At 40.3% G+C, this 26,701-nt stretch carries 33 protein-coding genes; 13 read left to right on the top strand and 20 right to left on the bottom strand.

Features of this window, described 5'->3' with window-relative positions; genetic code table 11:
- Positions 1 to 6: 6 nt before the first annotated feature.
- The 3 genes from cls to BQ4305_RS11380 all read right to left on the bottom strand — a co-directional run bounded on the left by cls (position 7) and on the right by BQ4305_RS11380 (position 2,958).
- Positions 7 to 1,464 (bottom strand): cardiolipin synthase, encoded by a 1,458-nt coding sequence (gene cls, locus BQ4305_RS11390; protein WP_110927891.1) that lies wholly within the window; start codon positions 1,462 to 1,464, stop codon positions 7 to 9.
- 263 nt (positions 1,465 to 1,727) lie between these two features.
- Positions 1,728 to 2,216, bottom strand: coding sequence for an SRPBCC family protein (locus BQ4305_RS11385; RefSeq protein WP_110927890.1), 489 nt, complete (start codon positions 2,214 to 2,216; stop codon positions 1,728 to 1,730).
- A 139-nt stretch (positions 2,217 to 2,355) separates the two neighbouring features.
- Positions 2,356 to 2,958 (bottom strand): alpha/beta hydrolase, encoded by a 603-nt coding sequence (locus BQ4305_RS11380; RefSeq protein WP_199880670.1) that lies wholly within the window; start codon positions 2,956 to 2,958, stop codon positions 2,356 to 2,358.
- Between the two features lie 340 nt (positions 2,959 to 3,298).
- Here BQ4305_RS11380 and BQ4305_RS11375 point away from each other — a divergent pair, with 340 nt between their 5' ends.
- Positions 3,299 to 3,760 (top strand): OsmC family protein, encoded by a 462-nt coding sequence (locus BQ4305_RS11375; RefSeq protein ID WP_110927888.1) that lies wholly within the window; start codon positions 3,299 to 3,301, stop codon positions 3,758 to 3,760.
- Positions 3,761 to 3,780: 20 nt separating this feature from the next.
- Here the strand turns inward: BQ4305_RS11375 and BQ4305_RS11370 are convergent, their stop codons facing one another.
- Complete coding sequence (locus BQ4305_RS11370) at positions 3,781 to 4,026, bottom strand: YkuS family protein (protein ID WP_110927887.1); 246 nt, start codon at positions 4,024 to 4,026, stop codon at positions 3,781 to 3,783.
- A gap of 97 nt (positions 4,027 to 4,123) precedes the next feature.
- Between BQ4305_RS11370 and BQ4305_RS11365 the strand changes: the two genes are divergently transcribed.
- The gene (locus BQ4305_RS11365; protein ID WP_110927886.1) at positions 4,124 to 4,258 is read left to right on the top strand and encodes a YuzL family protein; all 135 of its coding nucleotides are present in this window, start codon (positions 4,124 to 4,126) and stop codon (positions 4,256 to 4,258) included.
- 336 nt (positions 4,259 to 4,594) lie between these two features.
- Here BQ4305_RS11365 and BQ4305_RS21480 read toward each other — a convergent pair whose 3' ends face one another.
- Positions 4,595 to 4,744, bottom strand: coding sequence for a hypothetical protein (locus tag BQ4305_RS21480; protein ID WP_199880655.1), 150 nt, complete (start codon positions 4,742 to 4,744; stop codon positions 4,595 to 4,597).
- A 99-nt stretch (positions 4,745 to 4,843) separates the two neighbouring features.
- Here BQ4305_RS21480 and BQ4305_RS11360 point away from each other — a divergent pair, with 99 nt between their 5' ends.
- On the top strand, positions 4,844 to 5,038 hold the full coding sequence (locus BQ4305_RS11360) for a hypothetical protein (RefSeq protein ID WP_110927885.1): 195 nt from the start codon (positions 4,844 to 4,846) through the stop codon (positions 5,036 to 5,038).
- Between the two features lie 305 nt (positions 5,039 to 5,343).
- Here BQ4305_RS11360 and BQ4305_RS11355 read toward each other — a convergent pair whose 3' ends face one another.
- The 4 genes from BQ4305_RS11355 to BQ4305_RS11340 form a co-directional block, all read right to left on the bottom strand.
- Positions 5,344 to 6,282, bottom strand: coding sequence for a magnesium transporter CorA family protein (locus BQ4305_RS11355; protein ID WP_110927884.1), 939 nt, complete (start codon positions 6,280 to 6,282; stop codon positions 5,344 to 5,346).
- 282 nt (positions 6,283 to 6,564) lie between these two features.
- Positions 6,565 to 7,910 (bottom strand): IS3 family transposase gene (locus BQ4305_RS11350; RefSeq protein ID WP_110927883.1). Its coding sequence is split into 2 segments (ribosomal slippage): positions 6,565 to 7,469 and positions 7,469 to 7,910, totalling 1,347 coding nucleotides; the frame shifts between segments, so codons are not numbered across the junction.
- A 72-nt stretch (positions 7,911 to 7,982) separates the two neighbouring features.
- Positions 7,983 to 8,261 (bottom strand): hypothetical protein, encoded by a 279-nt coding sequence (locus tag BQ4305_RS11345; RefSeq protein ID WP_110927882.1) that lies wholly within the window; start codon positions 8,259 to 8,261, stop codon positions 7,983 to 7,985.
- A gap of 67 nt (positions 8,262 to 8,328) precedes the next feature.
- Positions 8,329 to 9,408: a nitric oxide synthase oxygenase gene (locus BQ4305_RS11340; protein ID WP_110927881.1), complete on the bottom strand. Its 1,080-nt coding sequence runs from the start codon at positions 9,406 to 9,408 to the stop codon at positions 8,329 to 8,331.
- A gap of 229 nt (positions 9,409 to 9,637) precedes the next feature.
- On the opposite strand from BQ4305_RS11340, the gene BQ4305_RS11335 reads away from it, so the two are divergent.
- Positions 9,638 to 10,585 carry an NAD(P)/FAD-dependent oxidoreductase gene (locus BQ4305_RS11335; protein WP_110927880.1) on the top strand — a complete coding sequence of 316 codons (948 nt, stop codon included), beginning with the start codon at positions 9,638 to 9,640 and terminating at the stop codon, positions 10,583 to 10,585.
- Positions 10,586 to 10,689: 104 nt separating this feature from the next.
- Here the strand turns inward: BQ4305_RS11335 and BQ4305_RS11330 are convergent, their stop codons facing one another.
- Positions 10,690 to 10,836, bottom strand: coding sequence for a lmo0937 family membrane protein (locus BQ4305_RS11330; protein WP_110927879.1), 147 nt, complete (start codon positions 10,834 to 10,836; stop codon positions 10,690 to 10,692).
- A gap of 150 nt (positions 10,837 to 10,986) precedes the next feature.
- Here BQ4305_RS11330 and BQ4305_RS21475 point away from each other — a divergent pair, with 150 nt between their 5' ends.
- Both BQ4305_RS21475 and BQ4305_RS11320 read left to right on the top strand, forming a co-directional pair.
- Positions 10,987 to 11,307, top strand: coding sequence for a YckD family protein (locus BQ4305_RS21475; RefSeq protein ID WP_199880654.1), 321 nt, complete (start codon positions 10,987 to 10,989; stop codon positions 11,305 to 11,307).
- Between the two features lie 102 nt (positions 11,308 to 11,409).
- On the top strand, positions 11,410 to 12,123 hold the full coding sequence (locus BQ4305_RS11320) for a TolB family protein (RefSeq protein ID WP_110927877.1): 714 nt from the start codon (positions 11,410 to 11,412) through the stop codon (positions 12,121 to 12,123).
- Between the two features lie 103 nt (positions 12,124 to 12,226).
- Here the strand turns inward: BQ4305_RS11320 and BQ4305_RS11315 are convergent, their stop codons facing one another.
- From BQ4305_RS11315 to BQ4305_RS11305, 3 genes are all read right to left on the bottom strand, one after another.
- Positions 12,227 to 12,661, bottom strand: a complete 435-nt coding sequence (locus BQ4305_RS11315) for a CBS domain-containing protein (protein ID WP_110927876.1) — start codon at positions 12,659 to 12,661, stop codon at positions 12,227 to 12,229.
- Positions 12,662 to 12,725: 64 nt separating this feature from the next.
- Complete coding sequence (locus tag BQ4305_RS11310; protein ID WP_110927875.1) at positions 12,726 to 13,583, bottom strand: MBL fold metallo-hydrolase; 858 nt, start codon at positions 13,581 to 13,583, stop codon at positions 12,726 to 12,728.
- Positions 13,584 to 13,919: 336 nt separating this feature from the next.
- Entirely contained in the window at positions 13,920 to 14,897 is a 978-nt protein-coding gene (locus BQ4305_RS11305) for a bile acid:sodium symporter family protein (RefSeq protein WP_110927874.1), read from the bottom strand.
- Positions 14,898 to 15,186: 289 nt separating this feature from the next.
- Here BQ4305_RS11305 and BQ4305_RS11300 point away from each other — a divergent pair, with 289 nt between their 5' ends.
- Entirely contained in the window at positions 15,187 to 16,095 is a 909-nt protein-coding gene (locus tag BQ4305_RS11300; protein ID WP_110927873.1) for a YitT family protein, read from the top strand.
- 41 nt (positions 16,096 to 16,136) lie between these two features.
- Here BQ4305_RS11300 and BQ4305_RS11295 read toward each other — a convergent pair whose 3' ends face one another.
- The 4 genes from BQ4305_RS11295 to BQ4305_RS11280 all read right to left on the bottom strand — a co-directional run bounded on the left by BQ4305_RS11295 (position 16,137) and on the right by BQ4305_RS11280 (position 20,267).
- Positions 16,137 to 16,334 carry a cold-shock protein gene (locus tag BQ4305_RS11295; RefSeq protein WP_110928023.1) on the bottom strand — a complete coding sequence of 66 codons (198 nt, stop codon included), beginning with the start codon at positions 16,332 to 16,334 and terminating at the stop codon, positions 16,137 to 16,139.
- Between the two features lie 626 nt (positions 16,335 to 16,960).
- Positions 16,961 to 17,167 (bottom strand): cold-inducible protein YdjO-related protein, encoded by a 207-nt coding sequence (locus BQ4305_RS11290; RefSeq protein WP_110927872.1) that lies wholly within the window; start codon positions 17,165 to 17,167, stop codon positions 16,961 to 16,963.
- A 72-nt stretch (positions 17,168 to 17,239) separates the two neighbouring features.
- A complete protein-coding gene (recQ, locus tag BQ4305_RS11285) occupies positions 17,240 to 19,348 on the bottom strand; it encodes a DNA helicase RecQ (RefSeq protein WP_110927871.1) in 2,109 nt (702 codons plus the stop codon).
- A 124-nt stretch (positions 19,349 to 19,472) separates the two neighbouring features.
- Positions 19,473 to 20,267, bottom strand: a complete 795-nt coding sequence (locus BQ4305_RS11280; protein ID WP_110927870.1) for a 3D domain-containing protein — start codon at positions 20,265 to 20,267, stop codon at positions 19,473 to 19,475.
- A gap of 250 nt (positions 20,268 to 20,517) precedes the next feature.
- Between BQ4305_RS11280 and BQ4305_RS11275 the strand changes: the two genes are divergently transcribed.
- Genes BQ4305_RS11275 through cotJC form a run of 3 tightly spaced genes read left to right on the top strand, consistent with a single transcriptional unit; the run spans position 20,518 to position 21,597 of the window.
- Positions 20,518 to 20,751, top strand: a complete 234-nt coding sequence (locus BQ4305_RS11275) for a spore coat associated protein CotJA (RefSeq protein WP_110927869.1) — start codon at positions 20,518 to 20,520, stop codon at positions 20,749 to 20,751.
- Positions 20,752 to 21,015: a spore coat protein CotJB gene (gene cotJB, locus BQ4305_RS11270; RefSeq protein WP_110927868.1), complete on the top strand. Its 264-nt coding sequence runs from the start codon at positions 20,752 to 20,754 to the stop codon at positions 21,013 to 21,015. It begins immediately after the preceding gene.
- 12 nt (positions 21,016 to 21,027) lie between these two features.
- On the top strand, positions 21,028 to 21,597 hold the full coding sequence (gene cotJC / locus BQ4305_RS11265) for a spore coat protein CotJC (RefSeq protein WP_110927867.1): 570 nt from the start codon (positions 21,028 to 21,030) through the stop codon (positions 21,595 to 21,597).
- A gap of 78 nt (positions 21,598 to 21,675) precedes the next feature.
- On the opposite strand, the gene BQ4305_RS11260 is transcribed toward cotJC, so the two are convergent.
- Positions 21,676 to 22,548, bottom strand: a complete 873-nt coding sequence (locus BQ4305_RS11260; protein WP_110927866.1) for a CvfB family protein — start codon at positions 22,546 to 22,548, stop codon at positions 21,676 to 21,678.
- A 258-nt stretch (positions 22,549 to 22,806) separates the two neighbouring features.
- Between BQ4305_RS11260 and BQ4305_RS11255 the strand changes: the two genes are divergently transcribed.
- Both BQ4305_RS11255 and BQ4305_RS11250 read left to right on the top strand, forming a co-directional pair.
- Complete coding sequence (locus BQ4305_RS11255) at positions 22,807 to 23,976, top strand: alanyl-tRNA editing protein (protein WP_110928022.1); 1,170 nt, start codon at positions 22,807 to 22,809, stop codon at positions 23,974 to 23,976.
- Between the two features lie 177 nt (positions 23,977 to 24,153).
- Positions 24,154 to 25,134, top strand: a complete 981-nt coding sequence (locus tag BQ4305_RS11250) for a MerR family transcriptional regulator (RefSeq protein ID WP_199880653.1) — start codon at positions 24,154 to 24,156, stop codon at positions 25,132 to 25,134.
- A 178-nt stretch (positions 25,135 to 25,312) separates the two neighbouring features.
- On the opposite strand, the gene BQ4305_RS11245 is transcribed toward BQ4305_RS11250, so the two are convergent.
- On the bottom strand, positions 25,313 to 25,723 hold the full coding sequence (locus BQ4305_RS11245; RefSeq protein WP_110927864.1) for a hypothetical protein: 411 nt from the start codon (positions 25,721 to 25,723) through the stop codon (positions 25,313 to 25,315).
- A gap of 86 nt (positions 25,724 to 25,809) precedes the next feature.
- Positions 25,810 to 26,001, bottom strand: a complete 192-nt coding sequence (locus tag BQ4305_RS11240; RefSeq protein WP_110927863.1) for a hypothetical protein — start codon at positions 25,999 to 26,001, stop codon at positions 25,810 to 25,812.
- Between the two features lie 146 nt (positions 26,002 to 26,147).
- Between BQ4305_RS11240 and BQ4305_RS11235 the strand changes: the two genes are divergently transcribed.
- Positions 26,148 to 26,666, top strand: a complete 519-nt coding sequence (locus BQ4305_RS11235) for a GNAT family N-acetyltransferase (RefSeq protein ID WP_199880652.1) — start codon at positions 26,148 to 26,150, stop codon at positions 26,664 to 26,666.
- Positions 26,667 to 26,701 lie beyond the last annotated feature (35 nt).

Below are 26,701 nucleotides of genomic sequence, written 5' to 3'. Positions count from 1 at the left end.
ACAAAGTTATAAAATGGGAGACAGCAGTCTTGCCAATGACTCCTTAATCCGAATCCAACGCGGCCTTTTTTTATACTGCTCCAAGGTCAGCTGCTTAGAAAGTCCAACATCTTCATGGAATATTTGAGACAAATTTCTGGCAATCTCCTGGTCATAAATAAACGCGTTCACTTCAAAGTTCAGTTTAAAGCTTCTCACATCAATATTTGCAGTGCCAACAGAAGAAACTTCTTCATCTACAACGATTGTCTTGGCATGAATAAACCCATTATCATAAATATATACTTTGGCACCCGCCTTCAGCATCTCACCTATATAGAAGGTAGTTGCCCAGTAAACAAAAATGTGGTCAGGCTTATTCGGAATCATGATTTTCACGTCTATTCCGGAAAGACAGGCAATTTTGACAGCCTCCAATAAACTGGCATCCGGTATAAAATACGGCGTCTGAATAAGAATTGATTTTTTTGCTGAAGATATCAGCTTGATATATCCATATTTAATTTGTTCCCAATCAGAATCCGGTCCGCTCGTGACAATTTGCATTCCTGAATGGCCCTCTGTTTTTACGGGCGGAAAATAATAGGTTTGATAAACAATATCATAATCAGCGGAGGCTTGATTCCAATCAAGAATAAACCGAGTTTGGATTGCATACACCGAAGATCCTTTTACTCTTAGGTGCGTATCCCTCCAATAGCCGAATTTCGGATCCAATCCTAAATATTCATCACCGACATTAAAACCGCCTACATAGCCTATTTCGCCGTCAATGATCACAAGCTTCCTATGATTGCGGAAATTCAAACGCAGATTGATAAATTTTAATTTGGAAGGAAAAAATGCTTCTACTCTTCCACCTGCAGCCCGAAATTCCTTAAAAAAGCCCTTTGTCATTTTCCGGGAACCCATTTCATCATATAGAATTCTGACTTTCAGACCTTCTTTTGCTTTTTTTGTAAGCAATTCAACTAATTTTTTGCCCAGCTCGTCTCTTTGAAAAATATAATACTGAACATGTATATGATTTTTGGCATTATCAATGTCCTTAAAAAGCTGATCAAACTTTTCTTTTCCGTTCGTGAAAATTTCCACTTCATTATTTTCCGTTAATACTGCCCCGTTATAACGCAGATTCATATAAATTAAATCCCTGTATTCTCTTGTATGCATCTGCCTGAACGGATAATGGTTCTGCGACAGATCATGAACCTGCCGGCTGATGATCTCCTCAATCCCGACTTTTCTTTTGTCCTCCCATTGGAATAAATGAGCGTGCCTGAGGCTTCTGCCCAAAAACAAGTACAAAATAAAACCGACAATCGGAAGAAAATTCAGTACTAACAGCCAAGCCCAGGACGTGCTGGCCTCTTTTCTTTCAAAAAAGATAATAATGGTGGCAAATAATATATTTAAAACTAATATGAGACCTAGAAGAATGGAAGTTAATTCTGGAATTTGCATAATTCAAACCTTTCATGAAGAAACAAATATTCTCTTCTGCCTTTATTCAAACTGCCGTACATTCAGCGCTTCTATAGAATACCATGCAAATCAGTAATAAAAAAGAGATTGGCTCCCTACCTTTACACTGTTTTTCATAAATACCATATTCTGAATAATCACCAAAAACTGGACAATTGAGCAAAAAGTTTCAGTTTCCCAAACCTACATCCCACCGTATAACAAAAAAAGTCCGGACATAAACATCCGCACTTTTTTTGCTTTCACTTCACTCCATCCGGTTTCTCACATAATTCTTCCTGCCTATCTTTCAGCAGTTCTTCCATTCTAGCAGCTACAGCCTCTGTCAGTTCGGCCGCGAGCTTTGGAACATAGGATTTTAGCAAGGAGTTAGCTAACGGTCCTTTTGGTCCTTTCGCTTCTATCTCAATACAGCCTGTCATTTTAGTGGTTTGGTCTGTATGATATTCAGAGAGAAAGAATCCGGACCCAGAAAAGTTCTCATTCATCCCAATCAAGTCAAATGTTACTTTATCCGGTTCCTCCCAGCTGGTAATCCGAACCATAAGTTTTATCTTTTTCTTTAACAATCCAAGATCCGTTTTAAATTCCCAGGTTGATTCTTTTTCATTCAGAACGTCGTGTTGAATATAACCGGGAACGAGCGGCGCCCAGTTATTCATAGAACTGACAAAATCCCATACATCCTTTTTCTGAACGGATATTTCCCTATTGTGCGTTCCTTTTGTCATGTTAGACCCCCAATTCGAAAATACTTAACTAATATATTCACTCCAGAGAGGATTATGAATTGAAATGGGCAGATGACTGAAAGAACTCATTAAAAAGAAGGATTCCCCTGCAGGTTCCCTTCTTTTCTACATCCTCACCTTAAAATTTTCCCTTAAACCACCTGGCAGCTGCCTCTACCTCTGAACGTGTTAGCTGGTGTCCGTAGTTTTCCCATTTCACTTCCACCTGTGCACCTGCTTCCTCCAGAAGGCTTTTAAGTTCTTCTGTTTCACTTGACGGGCAAATTGGATCATTTACACCTGCTCCCATAAATACAGGCAGCCCAGTAAGTTTCGGCAATTGCACGCCTCTCCTTGGGACCATCGGGTGATGCAGAATGGCTCCTTTCAATGCATGTTCATATTGAAAAATAAGATTGGCTGCGATATTTGCCCCGTTTGAGTAGCCAATCGCTACAACATTATCTCGATTAAAATCATATTCTGATGCAGCTTCTTCCAAAAAATCATTTAGCTCGGCAGTACGGAGTTTCAAATCCTCTTCATCAAAAACCCCTTCTGCAAGCCGGCGGAAAAAACGAGGCATCCCGTTTTCAAGCACATTGCCCCTAACGCCTAAAACAGATGCTCCAGGAGCTATCATTTCTGCTAAGGGCTCTAAATCTTTTTCTGTTCCTCCGGTACCATGCAGAAGCAGCATCACAGGACCATCTTCTTTTCCTTTTTTAAAAAAATGTTTCATGTTCATCATGTATCCTCCTTTAAATATCTGAACGGCTGCACTCTCTTCCTGTACAGGCAAAAGGCCAAAAATTCTCTCTTCAATAAAGAGTTGTTCATTCAGTGCTCATTTCTTGACCCACAGCCCCCGCTGTTTATAAAACCATCAGCAAACCCATCTTTGACACCGCAAATTTAAAATGGATTGATTAGGTTTTTTAATACTTTTAGATTATATATCTCGAATTAAAGATAACTGATTGGAAGTGCTTTGTCAAATCAATTCCTCAAGAGACTCCAATTTGTTTTACATTACAATTCCAGCATCATGTCTTACAATGAGTGATAAAGGAGGAAATACAATGACAATTCACAAATTCAAATTACAGGCTGATTGGCCTGGTGAAAGAAATGGAATCGGTATGATTGCTGCTGAAAATCTTAGGACACAAATAAGTATTCCGAAGGAAATGGATGGACCAGGTATCGGAACAAACCCTGATGAAATGCTTTTAGGAGCTGCAGCAACTTGCTATATTATTACGCTTGCAGCCATGCTGGAACGGGCGAAGATCCAAAAAGAAAGCTTAGAAATGGAATCTGAGGCATATGTCGATGTGACAAACGGCGTTTTTACATATCAAAAAATTATTCACCGGCCGGTTTTAAAACTTTCCAGTGGGATTTCATTGAAAGAAGAGGAAAAAGCAAAGCGGCTTATGATAAAAGCGGAAGAAACGTGCATGATATCTAAAGCCGTGCGCGGCAACGTAATAATTGAGCTTTCACCTCTAATCGAAAAAAGCACGGCACCTGAAGTGTAATCTTCAGGTGCCTATCTGGTCTACATTTTCATTTTTCGTTCTACTTCCTCGCATACCTCGTCTGCCGACATTCCGGATGCTTCAATGACGGAACCCTGTAAGGAAGCTGTCTGGATCCCCATCATATTGGAATCCAGCCCTGTCACTACACAGCAATCCAGCCCTTTTGCATCTGATTCCTGTTTCAATTCTACAATATCATAGCCTCTTTGGCGCAAAGCGTCCTGAACATTAGTCAATGATTCTTCTACTCCGATTCTGTTCACATTTCCCACCTCCTATATAGCTAAGCTTTCCTGCAGCATGTCAAAGTATGTATAGAATGAGCAGGAAACCGGAAAAGTAAAATGGGAGGTGAAACGTATGAACGGAAAAATCAAAAAAGATCCGTCCACGATCGGACTTGGCTCATCACAAATTGAAGGACAGGGCACAACGAATAAAGAAACGGGAAGCCATACAGCTTCTTCTGCACGAAAAAAGCAAAAAAAGTCTTAAGGCTCCTTTTTAAATATGAAATAAAGGCGGATTCTGAATTGCTCAAAGTGTAAACCTAAATAAATTCTTTATTTGGGTAAAAAGTGTATAAAATAGAATCCGAATGCTTCAACATGCTTATTGCAGATTTGTTGAAGCACAGTACAGATTTTTCTTGAAGCTGATTTTTTTGTCCTTGCGGTTTTTTAGTTATCGCTGCTTGGATTGCCGTTATGTTATGTATTCAATGGGGGCAAGCAAACGCACTGCCCCCCTTCCGCTTCAATCCTTACAACAAGAATCTTTGCTTACTATGGTTTTATCCCATGCTATGAATGTTCTGTTTCTGCCTTGCCTCTAAAAATTTTGCCTTCTTACGTCTTTTTCCACTTTTCTCTCCTGTAATTGCTCTGGATCCATTTTACCTTCTGGTGCAGCCTCGGCTTGATGATTCATATCCTCCGGCAAATGATGATTGTTCGGGGCTGATTGATCATTCCATTTCATTATTGTCCTCCTCCTTTCTAACTTTACACTTCCCAAGCAAATGAAATAACATGAATAGTCTGCTCAAGAAGCTGCAAATTAAACTTGAGGTGATAATGGATGAAAGAAACGAATGCTCATCGGCGGAATGCCGAAAAATCAGGAGACAGAATGTATATTGAACCTTCTGACAGTCCGAAACTCGTGATCAAAACCAATCTTGATCCCGACAGCACAGTTGAAGAAAACCCTTATAGAGAAAAGAATGAAGCGCCTCTCACCCCTTCTTTCAAAGAGTATTTTGATGAAACGTAAGCAAAACGACGGGGGTGATATTTGAACGACCGATAAATATAGGTTTTTCAATCAAGGGGTAGATGAAGAAAATCAACGGCTGACCCGGGATTGCTTACTACAGTCTTCAGGAACCCTAATTGATCAATCGTCACATCGCACATTGATCCTTTTGAGGGGGCGACTCCAGCTGGAAAAGCGGAAAGTCGAGACCCCGGACTAAGCGCAGCGAAGGAAGCGGCTCGGCCCCGCCCGCGGGAAGCGTCCACCCGAAATGGAAATTAACCTTCACTCTCAACAAAACCGGCCATAAGGCCGGTTTTGTTTTAAAAATATTTCTTCTTCCAAAAAATAAAAGCTGTCGTTCCGGCTAATGTGATAGCAATCAGCAAGGTGAAAATAAAAGCCCATTGATTCTCTGCAAAAGGCAGTTTCACATTCATGCCGTAAAAGCTTGCCACCATTGTTGGCAATGTAAGAATAATCGTAACAGAGGTCAAAAATTTCATGGCATTATTGACATTATTAGAAATAATGGATGCGAAGGCATCCATCATGCCGCTAAGAATGGATGTATACACTTCTGCCATTTCAATGGCCTGAGTGTTTTCAATCATGACATCTTCAAGAAGATCTTTGTCTTCTTCATACATTTTCAAATAATTAAATTTCAAAATTTTATCGAGGACTACTTTATTCGATTTTAAAGAGGTGGTAAAGTAGACCAAACTTTTTTCCAACCCAAGAAATGTATAAAGTTCTTTGTTTTTCATGGATTGGTGAAGTTCTCTTTCAGCTTCATTGGTCATCTTATTAATTTGCTTTAAATACCTCAAATAATAGGATGAAATCTCAAATAATAGCTGCAGGGCAAACCTTGTTTTTTTCTGTGTATAAAAAAGCTTAATCTTATTTTTTTTGAAATTTTCCAGGATAGGTGTTTCCTTAAGAGATACTGTGAGGAAATGATTTTCAGTCACTATAATACCGATTGGGATTGTTTCATAAACCGGTGTCCCTGTTTCATCTCTGGTGATATAAGGGTAATCAACGATAATCAGCAGCGCCCCCTCTTCTCTTTCAATCCGGGGACGTTCCTCATCATCCAGTGGGTCCTTAAGAAAATCCAAAGGAATATCCAATGCCTGGCATACATACTGAATTTCGCTTTCAGTAGGGGCGGTTACATTCACCCAGCAGCCCTTTTCCAGGTTTTCAAGAACAGATATGTTCCTGTTCTCATCTGATTTAAAAATTTCTATCATTATTTTACCTCCTTTATATAAGGAAGCTTTTTAGTCTAGGCAGAGAGGATAGGTCACGAAGCCACAATCCTTGACGGTCAGATTAAAAGCCCCTTTCTTTCTTTTACTGGGTTCAGGGTCGCATGGACTGCCATTCATGGTATCACTCCCTTTCATTCGATTCTTCTATATTAATTCTATTTTTAAAAAAGTACAATAACCTCATATTTTCTTGTTATTCTTCCGTAAAAAAAAACGCCCTGGGCTTTGAAGTGAACCCAAAAAGTTAGACACTTTATTTAGTTAGGCAACCTTGAGGGCATGAACTCGGTAATCAACCGGGCTCATGCCTTTTAATTTCGTTTTAATACGTTGGTGATTGTAATAATGGATATACTCCTCTAGTTCTTGTTTGAAATGCTCCATGCTGTCGAACTCTTGTAAATAAAGTAATTCAGATTTTAGTAGCCCAAAGAAATTTTCTATAACGGCGTTATCGAGACAATTTCCCTTTCGGGACATACTTTGTGTAATGCCATGTGTCTTCAAGGATTGGGAATAGGATTTCATTTGATAATGCCAACCTTGATCTGAATGGAGAATGGGTGTATCTCCTGATTCTAAATGCTTGATGGCTTGGTCCAACATCTTGTGGACTAACGAATAGGTAGGACGTGACTCTATTTGGTAGGCGATGATTTCTCCATTAAATAAATCAAGGATGGGAGATAGGTACAATTTTTCACCATATAAATGGAATTCCGTCACGTCCGTCACCCATTTTTCATGAGGCTTGGTGGCCTTAAAATCCCTTTGGAGTAGATTAGGCGCAACCTTTCCCACCTTGCCTTTGTAAGAACGATATTTCTTCATCCTTACCATACATTTTAACCCCAGCTTATTCATTAACCGAAGCACTGTTTTATGGTTCACCTTAATCCCCCGATTACGCAATTCTAAAGTAATTCGTCGATATCCATACCTTCCTCTATGTGAATGAAAGATTTCTTCAATGACAGGCTTGATCTCTGCGTATTTATCCTGACGCCGAAAGGCGTTTATCCAATAATAATAAGTGCTCCTTGCGATATTTGCGACAGATAGAAGTAGCTTTAAGTTACATTCTGCCCTTAGTTCGTGTACTACTTTCGCTTTTTCTTGCGTGCTAATTCCTCTTTTTCCTGAACTAAGGCTCTCAACTTTTTTAAATAGGCATTCTCCACACGTAACCGTTCATTTTCTGCCTTTAAAGCCTCTAACGACCCTTCTTCAAATGGTTTCTTATTTTCTTTCCCCATAGATGGACGCCCCTTTTTCTTTGTTATAAGGGCGTCTACTCCTCCTGCTTCATATTGGCTTCGCCACTGACTGATGGTAGAAGGAGAAGAAATATTGAATAACGCAGCGGTTTCACGGATTGACGTCCCTTGTTCATTCATATATTCAAGTACTTTCAGTTTATCTTCTGCCGTATAAGTTGTATAGCATTTTTCAAATGCACGCACTCCATGATGATTATACTGATGAATCCAATTAAGTAATACTGATGGGTGAACACCAATGGACTTAGCTATAGTTTTTTGTCCCTCTATTCCTCCTAAATACCTCTGTACAGCTTGTGTTTTCTGTCGTGCTGTAAATTTAGCCATATAAAAAACTGCACCCCAATTGTTAGATGTGTCTAACAATTGGGGTGCAGTTCAGCTTACTGGACGTTTTCCCTATTGCTGAACCTTCTCATTAAAGTAGTGAACACTGTACATGGCCCCTTCATCCACCATCGATGAATCTCCGAGATCATACGGATCGGGGTGACCTGCTTTGTTGAGACCGTCCTTGAAATCAGTCCGGCTGTTCGAATAAAGCCCTTCTGCTTTATCTTTTATCTTTTGGAAGAGGGAACGCATCTTATCTCTATTCGTTTCTTCAGAAAGATAGAAGACTCCTGCAACACCTGCGCCGAGTAACACATAAGAACCTAATGTTTTGCTTAAAGGCATTTCTCTCTCCTCCTTTTTCTCGGATTACTTAAAGATACCCTTTTTCTCTATGCTTCAAACGCAGATTTTAATAAGGGGCAGACTGGTAGAAAAAGTTTGGAGACTTTATTTCATTTTTATATGGCTTATGGAAAATATGCGTGGCAGCCGGGGAAATTGGCGGAATCAGCCAGCCCCAATTACCCGTGATGTCACGGCCGCATTTTTCTTCATTTTCCTCAAACTTTCGAAATTGTTTGGCGGCCGTATGATGGTCTACAATACTGACCCTCTCTTTTTTAAAGGAAAACAGAACGGCTTCATTTAATTCAATGAGAGCCCTATCTTTCCATAAAGTTGAATCTCTCGCAATATCGAGTCCCATTTTCTTTCCTATTAAAGGAAGAAGATTATATCTGTCCGCATCTGCAAAGTTCCTTGCACCGATTTCTGTTCCCATATACCAGCCATTAAAGGGGGCAGCCGTATAGTTGATGCCGCCGATTTCAAGTTTCATGCTGGAAATGAACGGCACTCCATACCACTTTAGCCTCAGGTCCTTAAACCAGCTGAATTCGGGGTGTTCCATATGGACTTCCTTAATAAGCTCCTGAGGAATATCAAATATGGCCGGCTGGCCCCCGTCCACTTCTATCAGCAATGGAAGAACATCAAATGCATTAAATTTCGGTTTCCATCCAAAACTGATGCATTTTTTTGTTAAAACAACGGAATCCGGATCTCCAATGATCCCCTGATCCGTTTCGTAACCAGCATACCGAATGAGCTGGTGGTTCCAAATCCTGATTTTATCTTTCGGGCCTGTTTCTTGCTTAAAAATCGTGATAGCAGGAAGAACAGAGCCATTATTAGTCGCATAGGAGATATGATGGAAGAGTGCCTCTTTGATTTCGTCCGGACTGGCGGCTTCTCTTTTATCGAACACATGTAATTTATCCCAAAATAACCGGCCGATACAGCGATTGCTGTTCCTCCACGCCATCCTGGAACCAATCACCAGTTCGTCATACGTATGGGTATATGTACCTTCTCTTTCCACTTGGTTTTTCACTTCTTCTGCCCTGTCATCCGCTTCTGCTTTACTGCGGCCCATTTCCTGATAGCTTGTATAAATAAAGTCAACTGCCTGTTCCCATAATTCTGTCATTTGGTCCCTTTCCTTTCATCCCGCCATGTTCTAAAAGTCCTTATTATATCCCAGTATACGCGAAAGAAAACGATCTCGAGCTCTGCTATTTTGACAATCTTACGACACTGAGAGGATATTTATATGACCGGTACTTCTAATGACTGAACACGTTTAGTAATTTCTAACATGTGGTATATTTTCCTTTGTATGAAAAAAACTAGCTATAAACAAATAAGGCGGTGAGTGCATGCAGCAGAAAGACGCTGTAATAATCGGCGGCGGCATTGCAGGACTTCAGGCAGCCATCCAATTAGGAAGATACAACCATACCGTAACCGTTGTCGACTCTGAACAGGGCCGTTCAACCATAACGAAGGGCTATCATAATATATTAGGTTATCCAGATGGCGTAAGCGGGCAGACACTTAGGGAATTAGGGCGTGCGCACGCAAAAAAAACAGGTGTTTCTTTTCTTAATGATCAAGTGATTTCATTAGAAAAGCTGAATAACAGCTTTCATATTCAAACCAAAAACGGTAAAGAATTGGACGCCAAAACCATTTTCTTAGCTACCGGCATCACCGATCGCTTCCCTGACATCAAAAATTTCAAAGAATGCCTCGGAAAATCTATTTATATCTGTCCAGACTGCGACGGTTATGAAATCAATGATAAACAGACGATTATTATTGGCGGCGGTAATCATGGTGCAGGAATCAGTCTGGTCCTTAGATATTTTTCAACTAAATTAATTTATGTGAATCATGACTGCAGTGAAATGGATGAATCCTTTACTCATAAGCTGGCACAGGAGAATATTTCGATCTATCACCAGCGAGTCAAGGAAGTTTTAGCAGATAAAGAAGGAAATTTCAAAGGCGTAAAACTGGAGAATGGCCAAGTTATTGATGGCGAGAAAGGGTTTACCGGGTTCAGCGGAAATAAACTAAATAATACTCTTGCAAGGCAAATCGGCATTGAATGCAGGGAAAGCGGCCATGTGGTCGTAAATCCTCGAACAAAAGGAACGAATATTGAAGGGGTTTGGGCTGGCGGCGATTTGATTGCTCATTCCGAACAGGTAACGATTTCTATGGGAGACGGTTCCCAGGCCGCAATCTGGATGCACAAGTATCTTCTAGGGAAACCCGTTCCGAAGCTTCCGTTAAATATCTGGGATTATTATAGACAGTAATCGTTACATTAAAATATACATATGCCGCAAGATCATGCGCGTATGAAGAAAACAGGAGGGGAAAATGTTTTTTAATTTTCCCCTCCTGTTTTTTTAATGGTTGGCTATCTTCTTTTTCTTCCTGTAAATACTTTGATAATGATAAGAATTACAGCAATGATCAATAAAAGATGAATAAATCCTGCTGCAATTTTAAAGACGATTCCAAGAATCCAAAGAACCAGCAAAATTCCAACTACTGTCCAAAGCATATGTTTCACATCCCTCTTTCTCTTTTCACTAGAATACCCAAAGTTTCCCCCAAACAAACAAAACTGTCTGCATCCTATCTTCTTCCATCATATCCGCATAATTTGTCAGCTCCCTGCAGAAACTACTTAAAACAGAAAGGAGCTGACCCTATGAAAAAATTAATACTGCTCATCCCTCTTGCTTTGTTCTTAATCACCGGTACCATTCTTCCTGCCAGTGCGAATCATCACGAAATGGAATTCAAAAAAGTGAACTTCACTGACACACAAAAACAGGAACTAAAGAACCTTCATAAGAAGGTTGCCGATGATAAAAAGAATCTCATTCAAAAATACGCAGAATTTGGCGCCATCAGTCAGGAGGATGCTGATAAAATGATCAGTCACTTTGAAAAAAGACTGAAGTCCCTTGAGGAACATAATTATCAGTTCCCGGTTCATAAGCATGGAAAACACATGCCGCAGCGCTGACTTGTCCCGTCCCTTTTTTCGAGGGACGGGCTTTTATTATTTACAGAGTAAAAAGAATTAAGTATGGTTATATAAAATAAGCCATTCTGAAGGAGGGTTCATATGACGCATACAGGCATACAGGCTGAAGATTTATTCAAGCTAAAATCCGTATCCGATCCGCAGCTTTCCCCGGACGGAAACAAAGTCATATTTGTTCAAACTTCTATTGAAGAAGAAACAGAGTCCTATGTCTCTCATTTATTCATGTATAACATCGAAAATACATCTTTGGAACAATGGACGTTTGGAAATCACCGGGATTCTTCTCCCCGCTGGTCTCCCGATGGAAGCCACATTGCCTTTCTCTCGAACCGATCTGGAAAAAGCCAAATACACTTGCTGAATCCTCTGGGAGGCGAATCAAGAAAACTGACAGATCTAGAACATGGTTCAACGATGCCCATTTGGTCTCCTTGTTCCCAAAAGATTCTCATTTCTTCTGCACTCAAAGAAGGAAAGTTTTCTGAAAAGGATACAAACTCAAGAAAAAATCAAAGCCGCAGGGAGCCGTCAAAGTATGAACATATTTCCTATAAATCCGATTCTTCCGGATATTCTAACTGTTTATATCATCAAATAGCGATAGTAGATGTGGGTACAAGCAGAATTGAATTTCTAACAGGTGACAAACAAGATTTCCATCCAGCCTCCTGGTCTCCCGACGGCACATCTATAGCCTATACAAGTTCCAACCCTGAAGAAGCTGATTATTATTTTTTCCAGGATGTTTTTATAACCGGAGCGGATCTCCAGCCATGCGGCTTTGGCATATAACCGAAATCAGAGACTGGTTTACGAAGCATCTGCTCTAAAAAAGGCGCTGAAGTCTAAGCTTCAGCGCCTTTTTGCATTCAGAAACAAAACGGTAATTACATAATCATTGCTGGATTTCTCCGCGATCCTCTGATATTGCTTTTAAGGCCATCCCAGCTGCTAAATCTGTCTCCCTGTGAACGGCAAGGTCCTTAAGCGCTACAATTCCTGCAAGTTTCCCATTATCGATGACCGGCAATCTTCGGATCTGGGCTTCCGACATTAATTCCTCTGCTTCTTCAACCGTCATATCGGGAGTTGCCGTGATCACATTCTTTGTCATAATCTCCGTAATTCTTGAGGATCCAGGTCTTTTTGATGCAACTCCGCGAATCGCAATATCCCTATCTGTAATGATTCCTTCAATGGCCCCTGATTCATTGACCACAGGTATGACTCCGACATCCTTCTCCTTCATTTTTAATGCTGCCTCATATGAATTATCAAGAATTGTGCAATAATCAACTTCACGAGTCATAATATCCTTTATCGTTTTCATAGATATTCCCTCCATCTTCATTATTCACTTTTTCCAGTTCCTGATTTTCTTCATCTCTGAATGGCTACTCTTTTCCTTCCGCTTCATTCACATATTTTCCATAGTCCGGTTTAGCAATGATATCAAAATCCTTTACTAAAAGAGCAAGATTATCAGTAAGTTCCTGCCCTGACATGGCGTGCCCGTGTCCGGTTACTGCCAAAGACGGCCTTAAACTTTTGAGTACTGTGACAGAATGTCTGGCTGCCTCCCAATCCGTTGTTAAATAACGGGGAGGGCCGCTGATTACTTTATGCTGTGTCAGTACTTGATATAGGGACTCCTGTTTCACCGTTACAAAAGCATCGCCCGCAATCATTGCACGGTCTCTTTCACGGAACAGGGAGATATGCCCTTCCGTATGTCCCGGAGTATGAATCCACTTCCATCCATCCATTCCGGGCACCGTATAATCTCCCGGCAAATCAGAAATATGTCCCGTCAAATCGATGCCACTGTGAGGGAAAAAACCAGATAATTTAGCAACCAATCCTCCTTCTACTGAAGCATCCGGCTTTGGATAATCTTTAAACCCTGTCAGATAGGGCAGCTCAAGATGATGGGCAAACACAGGTTTGTTCCAATGCTCAATGAGCTTGACTATTGAGCCTACGTGGTCAAAATGACCATGGGTTAAAATAATGGCATTAGGCGGATTGGCTTTTCCATACAATTTCTCTGCTTCTTCAATAATTGCATCTGCAGATCGCGGCATTCCCGCATCTATTAGGGTCCAGTCGCCTCCATGTACGGGTTTACCCACAAAAATGACATTTACAATTTGTATCGGGAAATAATAAATATCTCCGGCAATCCATTCGCCTTTCTTGCTGGAAACAGATGTAAGCGGCATGATTTTTTCTCCTAAATGATGATCGTCCATTTTACTTCCTCCTCAACTAAAACCTCTTATTTAGTATGTCCACCTGTTTCATGAAACCGCCTTATTTTTTTACTTTACCCGTATTGTCAGGATTGTAACGGTATATAAGAAAGTCAAAAAATAGGCAGCAAAAAAATGCAGGGAGAGGTTCCCCTGCATTTACTTTTTCCTGTCTTTTTCTATTAAATTTTTCACTTTATCAGTCGGTATCCAGCAGTTAAATTGATATGTTGTTTTCGTTTCAAAACCTAGTCTCCTGCACAGATAGCGCATTCCCGAATCAGTCTTTAAAGCTTGAAAATGTTGACAGGTAGCACAGCAATGATAGTGTTTCACTTACTTCATCTCAACTTCGCCGATATTTTCCCGCTGGGTTTCTTGTTCTTTTTCTTCGGCCTTTTTGGACCAATAGGTAGCCAGAATAGGGCCGGAAATATTATGCCATACGCTGAAAATGGCGCTTGGCACAGCAGCCAGCGGAGAAAAATGAACACTGGCCAGAGCTGCTCCCAGCCCTGAGTTCTGCATCCCCACTTCAATAGAAACAGACTTTTGATCTTTATAGCTCAGCTTCAATACTTTGGCAGCCATGAATCCGAGAAACAGCCCCAGACAATTATGCAAAATAACGACTCCCATAATTGCCAGTCCGGATTCCATAATTTTTTCCTTATTGGACGACATCACTGCTGCTACTACCGCTACAATCGTGATTACTGATATCAATGGAAGTACCTTTGTACTTTCCTGAACTTTTTCCTTAAAAATCATCCTGACTGCCACACCGAGAATGATGGGAATCAAAACAATTTGTAAAATAGACATTAACATATCCTGTCCAGATACAGGCAGCCACTTGCTTGCCAGCAAATAAGTCAGCCCCGGTGTTATAAAAGGTGCAAGCAGCGTCGAAACAGAAGTAATAGCAACCGATAATGCCGTGTTGCCCTTTGCCAAATAGGCAATGACATTTGAAGCTGTGCCCCCTGGACAGCACCCAACTAAAATGACTCCGACAGCAACCTCAGGCGGCAAATTCAGGAGCACCGCCAGCAAATAGGCCACGCCCGGCATGATTGTAAATTGACAGATTACTCCTATGAAAACGCTCTTTGGCTCTTTAAACACAGCCTTGAAATCACCCGGGGATAAGGTAAGCCCCATTCCGAACATAATGATACCAAGCAGAATACTGATGTAAGGAGCAATCCATGTAAACCAATCAGGCATTAAAAGTGCCAGTACAGCAACTATAATAACCCAGATAGCAAATGAGTTGCCTGCTATCACACTGATCTTCGCTAATTTCTTCATATTTTCCCCGCCTTTTTTTGATAATTAAGAAAAGTATAAACCTTTTTAAGATAATTGCAACATCCTACAAAGAGATTGGCAGTTTTGACATATTTCCAGCCGCCTGTCTTTCCTTCCCCCTCTTTTTCCCGTTGCAAAAGCGGGGCTATATACATAAATGACCAGTATCCGGTGCAGAATAAAACAGGAAATAACCAGAGAGGAAAAAGCAGCGGAGTGCGTTTAACAGCTTCTTTTTTTATGAACAACCGTTTATAATAATTGAAAGGGGAAAGGAGTGGACAGAGTGATGACAGAATTATCGAAAGCGGAGGCAGCTGATATCATAACCAAAAAAGCCCAGCATAGAAGTCTGACAACCAGACAAATATTCCAGCGAGGTCTTTTAATAACCATTGGAGCTATATTAATGAGTGTAGGGCTGGAAGTCTTCCTTGTACCCAATAATGTTATTGACGGCGGTATAACTGGAATTTCCATTATGCTAGCCTATATTACCGGCTGGAAGCTCGGGGCCTTTTTATTTTTGCTGAATCTGCCCTTTTTTTTCATTGGCTATAAGCAAATAGGCAAAACCTTCGCGATTTCTACCCTTTATGGAATTATTATCCTTTCTTTAACCACCTCATTTCTCCACCATGTTCCCGCCTTTACTCAGGACATTCTGTTAGCCTCGATTTTCGGCGGCATGATTCTCGGTGTCGGCATCGGTATTGTGATCAGATACGGAGGTTCATTGGATGGAACAGAAATTATGGCCATTTTGGCCAGTAAAAAAATCCCTTTTTCAGTTGGGGAAATCGTTATGTTTTTCAACTTATTTATCTTAGGAAGCGCTGGATTTGTATTTTCCTGGGATCGGGCTATGTATTCCATATTGGCTTATTTTGTAGCTTATAAAACAATGGATGTAGTGATTGCAGGTCTTGATGAATCGAAATTCGTCTGGATCATTAGTGATGAATTCCAAGAAATCGGCGATGCGATTCTCAGCAGGCTTGGCCGGGGTGTCACATACCTATCAGGAGAAGGTGCATATTCAGGGGACGATAAAAAAGTTATTTTCTGTGTCATCAATCGGCTGGAAGAAGCGAAATTGAAGCAAATTGTGAAAGATTTTGACCCATCCGCATTTTTGGCTGTAGGAGATATCGCTGAAGTACGTGGAGGGCGCTTCAAAAAAAGAGACATACACTAAAAAAACCAGGTTTTTCAGCCCCGGTTTTTTAGTGTATAAAATTATTGATGATTACCTGGATTATTTATCGCCTGCAACATCCTGGTTCCTTCCTTCATTTCACTTCCGCATAGAGGACAGGAAGGCTTATCACTGCTAGTAAAATTGTCCCGAATCCAGCCTTTGCAATCTTCAGAGGAGCATTCCCACACCTTTGTTTCAACTGGTGGCTGTTCTTCCGTATTATTTCGTCTGTACAATACATCCCACTCCTTCAGTTTGAATAGATTCGCGCGAATTTTTTCTTCAAAAACCTTTTGAATGTATAAATAAGGTGAAAGACTGCTTTCAGGCAGATAAAAGAATGTATTCGTCACTCTTTATTATATCACATTTCTTCAAAAGATAAAAAAGCGCCCATAAATCGTATTATGGACAGCTCTGTCCCGGTTTTTCGGCTTACCGGAAAATATGTTATGAGAGTAATTTATCACTTGACTCTACCTAAAACAACGAAAGCCCTTCCTCTCTCTCATCTGTGCGGCTCCTCGGCCGCTCCCCTGAGAATCAGGTCAGCCCATTACAAAGTTTCATGTTTATTAAAACCATTGTTCATCATTGAAAAAAAGATTTGAAATATGATAGAAGAAAGTTGTACACGGAAAATAGCTGAGGGTTATGGTGAATTAACTGCGTATTTCTTTTTTTGCTTCTATAACATTCTAAACAGAATGCTGTCTTCTTAATAAAAATGGAACTTCCATAAATTACTCCTGCATGACAAAATCTCATGCTGAAAATTAATCATAACACAGGTTAAACAAGCTGTCAAATCCCCCAAAAAATCCAAACAGCCTTCATTATAAAAAAAGGGCGAAAATCGCCCTTACTTAAATGAGTTATACTCATCAGGAATTCTCGGCAGTTCCCTGGTTTCCTCCAACAGTTCACTTCCGCACATTGGACAGTTTCTGTTATCCGTGACGAATTCCTTTCTCATCCAGCCATTGCAGGAATCTGATTCACATGCGTATACAATCGTATTCTCAATGATTACTTCTGGTTCCTCTGAATTCTTTTTAGCAAAGTACATGAGAAGCCTCCTTTACCATCAGTATACGCAAGTGTTCAGTTTTCTATTTGCTTTTCTTAGATCTTAAGAAAATTACGCTCCATCACTTGCCGTTTTTTTCATAAGTGCCGCTTTTATTTGAAAGTAAGTGAGGTGTTCAGGCAGTGCTTCTTTCAGCACTTTCAACCCTTGCTCTCCCAGTTCCTCTGCTGTTTTCTCGATAAGTTCAAATTCTTCCTCTGTGAAAATTTCGTTCCATCTGATCTCTCTATTCTCTTCCATGCATTTTATTAGATGATTTTCTATAGATGCGATTGATAAATCCCGTTCCTTGGCAATTTCTTCTGTATTTTTTCCATGTTGGTATAGCTGGTACGTCAAAAGATAAGAAGGAACATGATTTTTCTCTTGTTCCGCCTTCTCACTGCCGGATTGTTCTTGAACAAAGCTGCGTATAGCCTCCAAAAAAACCGCTCCATATTTTTCAAACTTTTGAGCGCCCACTCCTTTCACTTTCAGAAAATCAGCATCGGATACCGGCAGTTTCACAGACATATCTTTCAGTGCTGCATCTGAAAAAATAATAAATGGTGCGGTATTTTCCTTTTTCGCAATCTCTTTTCGGAGCAGGCGAAGTGATTCAAACAAGGAATGGTCAAAGGAACGCTGCTCAATTTCCCGCTGTTCCTTTCGGTATACTTTCTTTGCCCCCAGCAAAACGTCTCTCCCCGCAGGTGTAATTTTCAAGACAGGAAACTGGCCGCCAGCCAATTCAATCAAAGCACTGGAAGTAAGGAAATCAATAAAATCGGCCGCTTCTTTTGCAGACCAATTGGAGAGGATCCCATATGTTGAGAGCTTCCGAAATCCAAATTCATCTATTTTCTTATTCTTCGAGCCTGTCAGTACCTGACTTACTAATGTCCTGCCAAATCTTTCTCCCATGCGGACTATACAGGATAATACTTTTTGTGCATCCGTTGTTGCATCTATACTTGATCGTTCATCTGAACAATTCTCGCAATGCCCGCAGTCTTGAGGATCTGTTTCTCCGAAATACCGTAAGATGAACGCCTGCAGGCATCCTTCTGTAAAGCAATAATCCTTCATGATATTTAACATTCGGACTTCCTGATCAAGTAACTCCCCTTCCTTATTAGATTGATCAATTAAGTAACGCTGCACTCGCAAATCCTGGGAAGAATACAGCAGGATACATTCACTGTCAAGCCCGTCTCTCCCTGCCCTTCCGGCTTCCTGATAATAATTTTCCATATTTTTTGGGATTTGATAATGAATCACAAAACGAACATTGGATTTATCAATTCCCATGCCAAATGCTGAAGTCGCAACCATGATGGATGTATCATCCTTTAAAAACCGCTCCTGTTCAAGCGTTCTTTCCTTCTCTGACATCCCCGCATGATATCTTCCTGCATTGTATCCTGATTTAACCAACCGTGTATAAAGCTGATCAACGGTCTTTCTTGTTGCCGCATAAATGATTCCGGCTTCTTCTTTATTCTTTTCCAAGTACCGTGAAAGAAACGTTTCCCTGTTTTCTTCCTTTATAATAGAGAAAAACAGATTATCTCTGGAGAAACCGGTCGCAACGGTGTTCTCTTCGGTTATTTCCAAGTGAGAGCAGATATCCAGCTTTACACGCGGAGTCGCTGTAGCCGTTAAAGCAAGAATGACCGGCTGGCTTTTAATCATTTGGACGAATGGAAAAATTCGCAGATAATTTGGCCGGAAATCATGCCCCCACTGAGACATGCAATGAGCTTCATCAATGGCAACAAGCGAAATATCCATCTCTTTCAATATTCCTAAAAAAGACTGATTTCCCAGCCTTTCAGGAGTTATGTATACTAATCTGTATTCTCCATTTTGCATCGCGTTTAAACGTTGTTCTGTTTCCGCTTCCGGAAGCGAGCTATTAATGTAAGTCGATGCTATGCCATGATGATGCAAAGCATCCACTTGATCCTTCATCAAGGATATTAAGGGAGAAATGACCAGTGTGGTCCCCTGGAAAAGCAAGGCTGGTATCTGATAGCAAATAGACTTTCCGCCGCCAGTTGGCATAATGCCTACTGTATTTCTTTTTTCTAATAAGTTTCGGATAATTGCCTCTTGTCCGGGACGGAATTTGTCATATCCAAAATATTGTTTTAAATACTGAAGTGGTTTTTCTAACAAAGTGATCCTCCTTGTATGGAACACAGCTCGTTAAGAATGGCCTATGAATAAAAAAGAGACACAGTAAGTTTCTGTGCCTTTGTTCCAACTATATTCTATTTTAACACACAAGGTGAGAAATTAATTAATTCAAGACTTTTACTTTTACGGTTTTAACTCCCCAATTCACGGCATCTTGTTTGTTCGGAACGAACACATCGATTCGATTGCCTTTAATGGCGCTGCCTGTATCTCCAGCAATGGCTGTTCCATATCCTTCTACTTCTACTTTTGAGCCTAAAGGAATAACAGATGGATCAACTGCAATGACCTTTTGTCCAGAATTTGCTTTTAAATCAAGACCTGTAGCCGTTACTCCGCTGCAGCCATCACAGCTTGCCGTATAGGCAGTAGCCGAAACTGTAATTTCTTTTTGAACTTTAGATTCAGAAGGCTTGACAGGTGTTTCAGCCGCTGGGGCCTCTGTTTTCTCTGGCTGTGATTGTTCTTCAGGCTGAGGAGATGAAACAGGCTGCGCTGCGGCCGTTTCTTTCACTTGATCAGTTGCCCCTTGAACTTTATCAGCTGCCGGCTGGATAACAAGTTGATTTCCTTCGTGAATTAAATCGCTAGATAAACCATTCCATGATTTTAAATCATTTACTGATACACCATATTTTCCTGCTATTTTACCCAATGTATCTCCTGACTTAATTATGTAGGTTTTTTCTTTAGAGATTTGAATCTGTTCTCCTGTGCGAATTGTATCTGAAGACAAATGATTCCAAGATTTTATCTGATCGACTGATACTTCATATTTTTGAGATAGCCCCCATAGAGTATCTCCCTCTTTCACTTTAACATCCTCAGCTTGCGCCGGTAAAGCGATTGTCCCGGATAGTGCAGCCGCTGCTGCTAAAGATAAGATTGATTTTTTCATATGTTTGTTACCTCCTTGTTTGCTTTGCTTTAAGCTAACGAGGTTAATACTATCACAGTTTCATTCTGTACAAAGAACAAAACGATAAAGAATAGATGACAAACATCACAGAAAAATAACGGGAAGGTAACATATATTCTGAAGATTAAAATCCTCCCTCCTTTTGGCCTGATTCACCGTTTTCTTGTCATATTAGATGCATCCTGCCATAAGTATATAAAGGCAATGTCTTTTAAGGGAGGGAAGAATTTTGGATAATGAAACACGTTTTACAAATGTAAAATCATATAAACCATTCCGTGGTCCTTTTGATCCTTGCCCGCCCATTGGCAGAAAATATTATCGTACACCCCCGAATTTATATTTAAATTTTCAGCCGCCAAACCTTGAACAATTCAGTCCTGAAGAAGCATTAAGGGCTGGGACTCTTTGGAAGGTTTTATATGACTTTTATGAAAATCCTTATCGGGAGAGGGAGACATAAATGAAAAAAAAACTGGATGCGGAGTACTACCAGCTCCTTGAACAAATTCAGGCGGCGGACTTTGTTCTGGTAGAATTATCTCTTTACCTTCATACACATCCGCACGATCAGGACGCGCTTAATCAATTCAATCAGTTTTCTCAATACTCCCAGCAATTAAAAGCGGCATTCGAGCCTAAATTCGGTCCATTACTTGGTTTCGGAGCAAGCGGAGGTTTCGATAAATGGGAATGGGGCAAACCGCCATGGCCATGGCAGGTATAAGGAGGGAAAGAGATGTGGTTATATGAAAAGAAACTTCAATATCCGGTAAAAGTAAGCCAGTGCAACCCTACTCTTGCAAAATATTTGCTGGAACAATACGGCGGGGCAGACGGTGAATTGGCCGCTGCATTGCGCTATTTGAATCAAAGATACAGCATACCTGATAAAGTAATCGGGCTTTTAACCGATATCGGGACTGAGGAATTCGCCCACTTGGAAATGATCGCTACAATGGTGTATAAACTGACAAAGGATGCCACGCCGCAGCAGATGAGAGATGCCGGCCTCGGCGATCATTATGTGAATCACGACTCCGCCCTCTTTTATCAAAACGCATCAGGTGTGCCATGGACAGCTAGTTATATTCAGGCCAAAGGCGATCCTATTGCCGATCTGTACGAGGATATTGCCGCTGAAGAAAAAGCAAGAGCCACTTACCAATGGCTGATTGATATCTCAGATGACCCTGATGTTAACGATTCTCTCCGCTTTCTGAGAGAAAGGGAAATTGTGCATTCTATGCGCTTCAGAGAAGCTGTAGAAATTTTAAAAGAAGAGAGAGACCGAAAAAAGATCTTCTAAAGAAAAACACCTATTCATTGATGGACGGGATGCATCCCACGTTCAACGAATAGGTGTTTTTTACTGTATAATTTCATTTTATTTTCGATTAGAAGAATAAGTCCAGCCGTCTTCCTGATATATCTTTCCTTCTTTCATCAGCTTGCCGAGCGCTCTTTTAAAGGAACCTTTGCTCATGCCAAAATGAAATTGAACATCTTCCGGGAGCGTTTTATCTCCATATGGCATGGCCCCTCCCCTGCTCAAGAGATATTGATAAATCGTTTCCGAATCCCCAAGCATCTTATCTTGTTTGAATGGGAATAAAGAAACATTCAAGGTACCATCCTCTTTTACATCTATTACTCTGCCTTCTACATATTCACCAAGACGAGGTTCTTTTTTTCGTTCTGTTTCATGCACAAAACAGCGGTATCCTTCCTCTGAGACAAAAAAGGAACCGACCATCAGCAGACGGTATACATGCCCTTTCACTTCCATATTGCGCATTTCTTTGCCTTTTGCCTGCGCTGACATTTCCATGATGACATCTTCTGTTGCCAGTTTCCCGAACAATCTGCCATGACGGTCTAATTTCAAAGAAATATATAGCTTGTCTCCCGGCACTGGCCATAAATGCCCTAAGTTTGGAAGATCGTCAAGGGAAACTAAAATATCCTTTGAAAGTCCGATATCTACAAAAACACCGAGTTTCCTTTGTACCTGGACAACCTCGGCCCAGCCATAGTGATCTTGGCGAACTTCGGGTATATCCATCGTTGCCGTCAGTCTGCCTTCTTTATCATGATATAAAAATACAGTCACTTCATCACCGATTTGCAGTTCTTCACCTTCAGTAACAGCCGAATCATGCAGCAGTACATCAGAATGTCCATCTGTCAGGAAAAAACCGAATTCGGCTTCCCTCTCAACTTTTAATTCAACAACCCTTCCTGCTTGAATCTCATTCATATGTCATAACCTCCTATTATGTAATGTTATTTTCCCTATTTTTGAAAAATGTATCGGCAAAACCAATCAATATCTATCGCCTTTTATAAATAAACGTAACTTGCTCAATACTGAATTCACCAAATTTGAATTTACCATTTAATTAATAAAAACACCAGGAATATCGTAATGTATCCCTTTTCTTCTAACGATTGTCTCTATCCTTCATTTAATATAGAAGGAAAAATTGTTATACTTAGGAAAAAGAAAGGATCTTCCATGACTGAAAAACTATATTACTCAAATCCCAAACTGACAAAATGGCAAACCGAAATAACGGATAAACGAGAAATTGACGATAAAAAATACATTCTTCTTAAGGAGACTGCCTTTTATCCGGAAGGCGGAGGACAGCCTTCTGACAGGGGGATAGCAGGAAACTGCAAAGTGCTGGATGTTCAAATTGAAGGAAATGAAATTCTTCATGAGGTCGATCACTGGCCTGAAACGCACGTAATCGAATGCCAAATTGACTGGAAGCGGCGCTATGATCATATGCAGCAGCATTCTGGTCAGCATCTGCTATCAGCAGTTTTCCGAGAGCTTTATCAGGCGGAAACGGTTAGTTTTCATCTAGGTGCTAATCATGTCACAATTGACATTGAGCTGCCTTTTTTGACGGAGGAGATGGAGAAGGCAGCAGAAGAACAGGTTAACACATATATTTATGAAAACAGAAGCATCCTTCCCTATTTTGTAACAGCCCGTCAGCTAGTGGAAATCCCTGTAGTCAAAAAACCAAAGGTGACAGAAAATATCCGTATTGTAGAAATCGAAGGTATCGAATTCAATCCATGCGGCGGTACTCATGTCAATATGACAGGAGAAATCGGTCCGCTGAAAATCTTCAAAACTGAAAAACAAAAAAATTCAACCCGAATATACTTTACATGCGGCTATCGATGCCTGTACGATTACACGGATAGCCTCGACACTCTTTCGCAGCTGTCTGCAAAGTTCAATGCAGGAAGGAAGGATATACTGGACAGGGTCGAGAAATTAGAAGCAGATCTAAAAAATCAAAAAGCTGAAAATCAGCATTTGAAAGAAGAAATAGCCCGCTTTCTGAGTGATTCTTTGCTTCAGAGCGAATCACCGATTGTGAGCAGTATGTTAGATAAACCATTTAGTGACATAGCAGCCCTTGCAGAAATTCTGGGTGCAAGAACTGATCGAATTATTCTGCTCGCTACCGAAAAAGATAATAAGATTCTCCTTTCGCATAACGGAAAAAATCCAATTCATTGCGGAAAATTATTTAAAGAAGAACTGCCTAACTTCTCTGGCAAAGGCGGCGGCAGCAATAAAAAAGCTCAGGCCGGCTTTACAAATACAGAAGATCTGTTGAATTTCTTTCAATTTCTTCTTAAAAAACTGATAAATAAATAAAAGTACATACAAAATGGCAAAGGATGAGTTTCCTTTGCTTTTTTTATGTCGTTTTTTATATTTTCCTCCATGATTTGCTGAAACATACACAGTTTTGATAGCTTTTGTCATGCGGAAGGGTTCGAACAAGACTTGAAGAATATGTAAATAAATAGATTATGGAAAGGAATGTGCAGAATGACAAAAAACAATATTATGAGAGCCTATTCGATTAAGGAAGTATCTAAGAAGCTCAATATTCCAAACGGAACGATTCGTCAATGGGAAAAAGACCTTCAGGGACTGATCCATATTCCCCGTTCCAAACAAGGAGCCAGATTCTATACAGACCATGAAATTTCCCTTTTACAAAAAATAAAAGAGATGAGAGAAAAGAAAATCAGCAAAGAGATGATTCGTTCCCTTCTTGAAAAACATATCAGAAGTGTTACCGAAGAACCGAAAACTTCAGCGCCAACTGTGAAAGAAACAAATGTGCCAGCAGTTCAGGAAGACAAACAAGAAACATCTATACAGCAGTCCGTTCAAGGATTGCCGGAATTGATGGATACTTATAAAGAAAATCTAGTTAACGAAATCAGATTGGCTTTGCACAACGAAAGAACCAAGATGGTTGATGAATTGAAAGAAGCGATAACAGAAGGCAATATCCAGACGATTCAGGGGATGTCTAAATCAATTGCAAGGTCCAATGACAGAAGAAAAGCAGATGTGATGCATTTGAGCGATCTTATTTCCAAAAATTCAGAGCTTACTGCTGAGTCTTTTACACAGCTTAGTGACACACTTGTCAAAGATTCAAAAGAGGCAGCTGAAAAATTCGAAAATCTCGGCAAGAATCTGGAAAAAAGTTCAAAAACTCAAACGGATATTCTGTCTAAGCAAGCAAAAGAATTCTCCAAAACAAGGGCAAATGACAGCAAGGCTCTTCTCAGCCATTTATCTAAAGCGCTCAAAGACTCAACGAAAGATACAAAAATGGTAAGCCAAAGACAGCAGGAAGAACAACTGCGGCACTTAGAAGCCATCCAAATGAATCTTGATAAAATCGCATTGGAAATTCAGCAGAGCGAAGAATCATTCCAGACAATGATCAGCTCCTATGAAGAAGCAGCTGCCTCCAAAAAAAACAAGAAATGGTGGAAGCCTTGGTCCTAATCAAACAATTGGGGCAAAAATGGAAACACCAAATTTCTCTAAGGAAATTTGGTGTTTTTCGGTTTTGTTCGGTATCTGAATCGCCTTCCGACGGGACACCCGAGCTGCAGCTTTAAAGTCTCTCCCTCGGCGGTCTCCCCTCTTCCATCCATTTCCTGCAAACAATTTCTTTCGCAGTCTATTTCTTTAGATAGTGTAAATGACGAAGACCATTTGCTGCTAACTCGCTATGATATTTTTCTTCTAATGAAATCAGCTTTTCAAAAGCTTCCTCATCAGATTCTGCCGTTGTTTCCGCTTCTTTTCTGGCAAGATAGTATGCTAGCTTATCTATGAATACCATTTCTTCATAACGTGCCAATAGTTGCTGAATCTCCTGCTCTTTTTGGGAAGAAAGATCGAAAGTACCTGTTTCTTCATTATATGAGATTTCCTCTGCCCTTTCTTCTCCCTGTGAAAAAACAGCTTGTTCCAGTTCATAGGCTTCTTGAACCGCCTCTTCGTTTTCCGCTTCAGAACTGATCCATATTCCGTATTGCATCAGCTCAACCAGTTTTTTATATTGTTTTTCTGTCAGCTTGATTTCCATATTTCTCTCCTTATCTGCACAAAAGTTTTCTTACCAAAGAATAAACCGTATTGGCGAGAAAAGCCAATACGGTTTATTCAGGAAATTTATTCTTTTAACTCAGTCACACAATAATAGGCGACTTTGTCTGTATCTACTACATAATAAGCATCGCCTTTTGTCAGATTATAATGGCGATGTTTTTGAATGACAGATATCATCTGTGTGGAATCCTCTGCTTCCGCTTCGTGTGATAGCTCCTGTCCGCCAGGAAAATAAAAACTAACCTTCAATTTCAAAATTTCTCATCCTTTCGGTCCTCTTTATATAATTCTCTCTCTTTATATACCTAACCTTATTCAAAGAAAATAAACATCGAAAGATAAATGAATGAAGGATAATTGAAAAAATGGTACTATTTATAGAAACAGAGAGGAAGAAAAGTATGCAAATTAGAAAAGCAAGCTTCAGCGATATCTCTTCTTTGGCAGAGGTTCATATCCGCAGCTGGCAGACCACATATAAAGGGATTATTCCGGACAGATACCTTTCTGCGATGAATAAAAAAAACAGAGAGAAAAGCTGGGAAAGAAACCTGAATACCCTGCATAACATCACCTATGTTGCTGAAACCGACGAAAAACAGCTCGTTGGTTTTGCTTCCGGAGGCCCGGAACAGTCTCATACTCTATCCTACCAAGGAGAAATATATGCCGTTTACCTTCTGCAAAATTACCAGAGGCGAGGAATTGGAAAAAAGCTGCTGACACCGCTCGTTCAGGATTTCATTTCTAAGGGATTCAAGGATTTGATCATTTGGGCACTGGAAGACAATCCTTCCTGTTTATTTTACGAAAAACTGGGAGGCTCCCCGATTGAACATAAAACGATGACAATTGCAGGAAAAACACTTGCAGCAGTTGGATACGTTTGGAAAGACATTTCATTATTTACTCCATCCTAAATTTGAATTGATCCATCAGCTTCGCTTTCTTCTTT

It is taken from the genome of Bacillus massiliglaciei (assembly GCF_900098925.1).
GTDB lineage: Bacteria > Bacillota > Bacilli > Bacillales > DSM-1321 > Peribacillus > Peribacillus massiliglaciei.
Note: the sequence above shows the minus strand (reverse complement) of the source record. Positions and strands in the feature narration are given on the sequence as shown.

What these genes read in the sequence shown, in the direction of transcription:
- cls (WP_110927891.1), bottom strand. Translation starts at nt 1,464, where the DNA reads ATGCAAATTCCAGAATTAACTTCCATTCTTCTAGGTCTCATATTAGTT.
- BQ4305_RS11385 (WP_110927890.1), bottom strand. Translation starts at nt 2,216, where the DNA reads ATGACAAAAGGAACGCACAATAGGGAAATATCCGTTCAGAAAAAGGAT.
- BQ4305_RS11380 (WP_199880670.1), bottom strand. Translation starts at nt 2,958, where the DNA reads ATGAAACATTTTTTTAAAAAAGGAAAAGAAGATGGTCCTGTGATGCTG.
- BQ4305_RS11375 (WP_110927888.1), top strand. Translation starts at nt 3,299, where the DNA reads ATGACAATTCACAAATTCAAATTACAGGCTGATTGGCCTGGTGAAAGA.
- BQ4305_RS11365 (WP_110927886.1), top strand. Translation starts at nt 4,124, where the DNA reads ATGAACGGAAAAATCAAAAAAGATCCGTCCACGATCGGACTTGGCTCA.
- BQ4305_RS21480 (WP_199880655.1), bottom strand. Translation starts at nt 4,744, where the DNA reads ATGAAATGGAATGATCAATCAGCCCCGAACAATCATCATTTGCCGGAG.
- BQ4305_RS11360 (WP_110927885.1), top strand. Translation starts at nt 4,844, where the DNA reads ATGAAAGAAACGAATGCTCATCGGCGGAATGCCGAAAAATCAGGAGAC.
- BQ4305_RS11355 (WP_110927884.1), bottom strand. Translation starts at nt 6,282, where the DNA reads ATGATAGAAATTTTTAAATCAGATGAGAACAGGAACATATCTGTTCTT.
- BQ4305_RS11345 (WP_110927882.1), bottom strand. Translation starts at nt 8,261, where the DNA reads ATGCCTTTAAGCAAAACATTAGGTTCTTATGTGTTACTCGGCGCAGGT.
- BQ4305_RS11340 (WP_110927881.1), bottom strand. Translation starts at nt 9,408, where the DNA reads ATGACAGAATTATGGGAACAGGCAGTTGACTTTATTTATACAAGCTAT.
- BQ4305_RS11335 (WP_110927880.1), top strand. Translation starts at nt 9,638, where the DNA reads ATGCAGCAGAAAGACGCTGTAATAATCGGCGGCGGCATTGCAGGACTT.
- BQ4305_RS11330 (WP_110927879.1), bottom strand. Translation starts at nt 10,836, where the DNA reads ATGCTTTGGACAGTAGTTGGAATTTTGCTGGTTCTTTGGATTCTTGGA.
- BQ4305_RS21475 (WP_199880654.1), top strand. Translation starts at nt 10,987, where the DNA reads ATGAAAAAATTAATACTGCTCATCCCTCTTGCTTTGTTCTTAATCACC.
- BQ4305_RS11320 (WP_110927877.1), top strand. Translation starts at nt 11,410, where the DNA reads ATGACGCATACAGGCATACAGGCTGAAGATTTATTCAAGCTAAAATCC.
- BQ4305_RS11315 (WP_110927876.1), bottom strand. Translation starts at nt 12,661, where the DNA reads ATGAAAACGATAAAGGATATTATGACTCGTGAAGTTGATTATTGCACA.
- BQ4305_RS11310 (WP_110927875.1), bottom strand. Translation starts at nt 13,583, where the DNA reads ATGGACGATCATCATTTAGGAGAAAAAATCATGCCGCTTACATCTGTT.
- BQ4305_RS11305 (WP_110927874.1), bottom strand. Translation starts at nt 14,897, where the DNA reads ATGAAGAAATTAGCGAAGATCAGTGTGATAGCAGGCAACTCATTTGCT.
- BQ4305_RS11300 (WP_110927873.1), top strand. Translation starts at nt 15,187, where the DNA reads ATGACAGAATTATCGAAAGCGGAGGCAGCTGATATCATAACCAAAAAA.
- BQ4305_RS11290 (WP_110927872.1), bottom strand. Translation starts at nt 17,167, where the DNA reads ATGTACTTTGCTAAAAAGAATTCAGAGGAACCAGAAGTAATCATTGAG.
- BQ4305_RS11280 (WP_110927870.1), bottom strand. Translation starts at nt 20,267, where the DNA reads ATGAAAAAATCAATCTTATCTTTAGCAGCAGCGGCTGCACTATCCGGG.
- cotJB (WP_110927868.1), top strand. Translation starts at nt 20,752, where the DNA reads ATGAAAAAAAAACTGGATGCGGAGTACTACCAGCTCCTTGAACAAATT.
- cotJC (WP_110927867.1), top strand. Translation starts at nt 21,028, where the DNA reads ATGTGGTTATATGAAAAGAAACTTCAATATCCGGTAAAAGTAAGCCAG.
- BQ4305_RS11260 (WP_110927866.1), bottom strand. Translation starts at nt 22,548, where the DNA reads ATGAATGAGATTCAAGCAGGAAGGGTTGTTGAATTAAAAGTTGAGAGG.
- BQ4305_RS11255 (WP_110928022.1), top strand. Translation starts at nt 22,807, where the DNA reads ATGACTGAAAAACTATATTACTCAAATCCCAAACTGACAAAATGGCAA.
- BQ4305_RS11250 (WP_199880653.1), top strand. Translation starts at nt 24,154, where the DNA reads ATGACAAAAAACAATATTATGAGAGCCTATTCGATTAAGGAAGTATCT.
- BQ4305_RS11245 (WP_110927864.1), bottom strand. Translation starts at nt 25,723, where the DNA reads ATGGAAATCAAGCTGACAGAAAAACAATATAAAAAACTGGTTGAGCTG.
- BQ4305_RS11235 (WP_199880652.1), top strand. Translation starts at nt 26,148, where the DNA reads ATGCAAATTAGAAAAGCAAGCTTCAGCGATATCTCTTCTTTGGCAGAG.